Origin of the sequence: Aeromicrobium sp. (genome assembly GCF_014378035.1) — a bacterium.
In the GTDB taxonomy this organism is placed as follows: domain Bacteria; phylum Actinomycetota; class Actinomycetes; order Propionibacteriales; family Nocardioidaceae; genus Aeromicrobium.
Window position 1 is genome coordinate 1 of the sequence record NZ_JACMOM010000149.1, and the last position, 3566, is coordinate 3566.

General features: G+C 65.3%; 4 protein-coding genes and 1 tRNA gene. 1 reads left to right on the plus strand and 4 read right to left on the minus strand.

The features are described 5' to 3' along the window. The first annotated feature begins 16 nt into the window (after nucleotides 1-16). Nucleotides 17-87: transfer RNA gene (locus H7290_RS07815), tRNA-Gly, on the plus strand. Between the two features lie 255 nt (nucleotides 88-342). On the opposite strand, the gene H7290_RS07820 is transcribed toward H7290_RS07815, so the two are convergent. The 4 genes from H7290_RS07820 to H7290_RS07835 all read right to left on the minus strand — a co-directional run. Continuing rightward, complete coding sequence (locus H7290_RS07820; protein ID WP_290513460.1) at nucleotides 343-1266, minus strand: homocysteine S-methyltransferase family protein; 924 nt, start codon at nucleotides 1264-1266, stop codon at nucleotides 343-345. A 175-nt stretch (nucleotides 1267-1441) separates the two neighbouring features. Continuing rightward, on the minus strand, nucleotides 1442-2245 hold the full coding sequence (locus H7290_RS07825; protein ID WP_290513461.1) for a DUF3626 domain-containing protein: 804 nt from the start codon (nucleotides 2243-2245) through the stop codon (nucleotides 1442-1444). Between the two features lie 162 nt (nucleotides 2246-2407). Further along, complete coding sequence (locus H7290_RS07830; protein WP_290513462.1) at nucleotides 2408-2911, minus strand: hypothetical protein; 504 nt, start codon at nucleotides 2909-2911, stop codon at nucleotides 2408-2410. Between the two features lie 141 nt (nucleotides 2912-3052). Continuing rightward, on the minus strand, nucleotides 3053-3566 hold a 514-nt coding region (locus H7290_RS07835), incomplete at its 5' end, for a hypothetical protein (protein ID WP_290513463.1).

Genomic DNA, 3566 nt, shown 5'->3' on the forward strand with positions numbered 1-3566 from the left:
GACAGAGGCTGGCTTCGCGGACGTGGTGTAGTTGCAGCACGCTTCCCTTCCAGGGAAGGAGTCGAGGTTCAAATCCTCGCGTCCGCTCCTTTGCCCAAGCCGGAGCCCAGTTGCCGCCCTGATCTCTGCGCTGACACGGACGGGTGTTGTGGGCGCGCGTCCCCACGACCGCACCTGCCCGTTTCTTTTCATCGCATCTGTACGCCCAGACGAACCGAGTTGTACCGAACCCGAGTGACCAGAGGTCCGATCGAGTTGCTTCTGGTCGTCGGGCCTGGTCGAGACTGCACGATGTCACACCGGTGCGAGCACCCGGGACCGTGAATCTGACCTCGATCGCGCCTAGCCGACGTGGTTCTGCCCCCACAGTCCTGCGACGTGGCGGGCGTCGGTGCCGCAGCAGCCGCCTACCACCGATAGTCCGGGCAGCTTCGCCCGCAATGCGTCCAGGCTGGATACCACGAGACTGATGTCGCCGGCGTCGAGCTCGGTCATGGCGTCGAGCTCCTCATGGGTCATGTTCGAGGCGTTGGGGCGCAACTCAACGATCCGGGCTGCCCAGTCCTCGTCGGTCAACGCGCGGGCGATGTGGGTTGGGTGGGCACAGTTGATCCCGAAGTACGCCGCCTCGCCGGCCTGGTCGACGATTGCGATCGCCTCTCTCAGCGTGCTCCCGTCCGGGAGGGTTCCGTCGATCTCAACGGTGAACAGGATCCCGACAGGAAGGCCGGTGGCGTTCGCCGTCCTCACGATTCCGGCCGCTTCCTGCGGCGTGGTCATGGTGATCGCCTCGACGAGGTCCGCTCCGCCCTGAGCGAACGATTCGATCTGGGCGCGGTGGTAGTCGGCCGCTTCGTCGACCTGCGGACGCTCTCCGGCGACGTATCCGTCCCCGCGCGGGCCGATCACCCCCGACACCACGACGTTGGGCAGGTCGGTCCAAGCGTCACGCAGATTCTGCATCAGAGCGACCGCGTCGCGGTTGGCGCGGTCAGTGGCCCGGGCGTCGTACCCGATCCGCTCGGCCCAGTCAGGGTTGGCCCGCCACGTGGGCGTAGCCAGAATCAGGCCGACACCAGCATGGCGGGCGATGTCTGCGTAGCCGGCGTAGTAGTCGGTCAACGCAGCACGGCCATGCTCGTCGTAGACGAGCGGGAATGCAGCGAACTCCTGCAGGTCGAAGCCACGGTTGTAGATGAGGTCGGTTTCGAGGCCCCCGTCGGTGACGAAGGGCGAACCGCCGGAAGTGGGAAGAGACACCGACATGGCCACGCTCCTTGGTTTCGAGCAAGGGTCCGGGGCAACCCTGCAGGCGACTTCGAGAAGCCTGACGTCGGGTAGCGGCATGGTCAAGCAAGGTGCTGCGTCTTTTCGCCGCCTTTGGGTGCGGGCGGTCCGACCTAACATGCCGAGAGTCGGGGGATGAGTACGAGGTTCGAGTTCAGCGCTCCCGGGGCTCGCGTCCGAAGCGGGCCAGGCAGTGCCACACCTGCTTGACGTGCTGCGCTGGATGTTGACCAGAGCGCGCCGCCATACCGACGACCTCCGGGTTCAGGTCGTCCCCCAGCGAACGCGCGAGTTCGATGATGTGCGGGCCTCGGTACTCAGGTTCGAAGTCGTCGGGCGACGCGCGGAACCCTGGATGAAACTCGACGGGGCATCCAAGCATGAGCGCTGCGTCCTCTACCTCGGTCCTGATGAAGCAGGGGTCGAGAACTATTGCCTCGACATCTGTGTCGAACCGTAGCCCACCATGCACGTGGGCCTCGACGCAATCATCGAGATAGTCGAGCGCGGATTCGTCGGCCATCCGGCTGAGATGCGGCAGTAGATCGGGGCCTCCGACGTCGACGGGTTCAAATACAGAGTCTGGGAAGCAGAACGTGCACCGCGTGGTGACTTCGGGTCGAAGCCGAAGGTAGGAAGAGCCGAAGCGGACAGCCCCACCGTAGGGATCGCAGCGCCGATTCCAGGCCCCATAGACGGGGCGGGCTGAGGCCGGTGCGGCGTCATAACGCCCCTCGAAAAGTCGGCTCTCCCATCGCCAGCGGTCGCCGCCGACAAACGCCGTCAACCCGCCGTTAGAAAGCCCGGTCTCGAACTGGGAGCGGTAGACGCCGTCGCGCGCCATCGACTCAATGACCAGACCGTCATTGGAGGGCCAGTTCGGGTGGAACTGCAGGGTCACCCGCACATCAGCACGAGGCGAAACCGTACTCGTGGCACGGTCGGGCGAGGGCTTCATGTGAGCATCATGGCCGCTCACCCGGACACGTCCGGGATCTTGCCGCACGCACCGAAGGAATCGCCCGACATTGCCGCACTGAGTGCGCATCGTGCCGATGATCGTGGGCGCACAGCGCAACCCGTCGCCCCAACCCCACGCAAGCAGTGGCTGTGCGTTGGCCTACCGGAGCGCGGGTTCGACGGCTGCCTGGGCGACCGCCTGCGCAAAGGCCGGATGCGCGCGTGTGAGGACCAGATCGTCGTGTCGCGTCATACCGAAGCCCAACCCGTTCACGGTGCTGTTCACCGTGCCACCGACAAGGGCCGCTACGACCATTCCGATGCCGACGCCGCCCCACACTTCGGTCTCGCCTCGGTAGTCGGTCGCTGCTGCAACGAGTGCACCAACGCCACCCAAGGCGACAGACCAAGCCACGATCCCGTTCCGCTTCCAGCGAGCGTAGACCCCATGATCGAGTGGCAGTGTCACTCTGGAGCGGCGAGACGTCATCGCGCACACCAGTAGAAAGCCGACGACCGTGAAGGCCAGCAGGACGATGACCCAACCTGGTGTGGTGCTGCCGCGCAGCGTCACGCGCTGGCTGGTGGTGTGACCTGTCTTCGCACAGACGTCGAGGTCGACGAGGACCGTGTCGCCCGCCCGTCCCAACACCACGTCTGCCATAGCGACAATGGTAAGCGGGAAACGCCGATCGCTGGTGCTCAATTCCGCCCGATCATGCCGCCCCGAGGGCGGAGCCCGACCAGCCGCGGACAGCGCGCACTCGAGATGCGTCTTTCCGCCGCGTACCGTCCAGAATCAGAGTCAGCGATAGGTGTCTACGGCCTGGATCGAACGCAACTCGATCTGGGAGACGCCCTGGTACTCAGTGATGACCCCGGAGGCGCATAGATGCGTGACCCCGGGCGGCGGCTTGACGCTGCCTACATCCCACAGAACGATGGTGAATCGGTTGAGATCGGGATAGTCGACGCCGAGGTTGAGGAAGACGTCGTTCGACGACTGTCCCGTGCCGGCGAGAGGACCGCACACACGCTGCGCCGTACCGATGTGCTGACTCGCCTCGTCCCAGTTGATGCCGCCCCCGGGTTGTGTTTCGGCGGCGGGGGCGGGATCGCGTCGTCCGCCGACACGTCCTCTGCAAAGGCCGTCTTGACGCAAGAGCTGGATCGCTGCGGGCTTGACCCTGTAGCTGGCGAGCTCTGCGCACGAACTGATACCTAACGCGGCCGGCGCTGATTGGTTTGAGGCGTAGTCGACGAAGGTCTGGTACTGGGACGGACAGTCGCCCGTCCTGAGCGCTTCGATTGCGGCGGTC